Raw genomic sequence first — 311 nt, forward strand, 5'->3', positions numbered from 1 at the left:
GGGCCTATAGCTCAGTTGGTTAGAGCGCACGCCTGATAAGCGTGAGGTCGGCTGTTCGAGTCAGCCTAGGCCCACCATATAATTCCCCAGTATGGGGCTGTAGCTCAGTTGGGAGAGCGCCTGCCTTGCAAGCAGGAGGTCATCGGTTCGATCCCGTTCAGCTCCACCAAAAAAGTTTTAAAAAAGTACTTGAAAGTGAATAAGAAGATGTGCTACATTATTTCTCGTCACTTTTGAGAAATAGTCAAATCGTCTGGTGATGATGGCGGAGGGGACACACCCGTTCCCATGCCGAACACGGCCGTTAAGCC

At 50.8% G+C, this 311-nt stretch carries 2 tRNA genes and 1 rRNA gene; all 3 read left to right on the plus strand.

Annotation, left to right across the window (positions count from 1 at the left end):
• Nucleotides 1-77 (plus strand) — tRNA-Ile (locus tag HP398_RS30625).
• A 16-nt stretch (nt 78-93) separates the two neighbouring features.
• Nucleotides 94-169, plus strand: a tRNA-Ala gene (locus HP398_RS30630).
• Between the two features lie 83 nt (nt 170-252).
• Nucleotides 253-311 (plus strand): 5S ribosomal RNA (rrf, locus tag HP398_RS30635); the annotation flags it as partial.

The sequence above is a fragment of the Brevibacillus sp. HB1.4B genome (assembly GCF_013284285.1).
Lineage (GTDB): Bacteria > Bacillota > Bacilli > Brevibacillales > Brevibacillaceae > Brevibacillus > Brevibacillus porteri.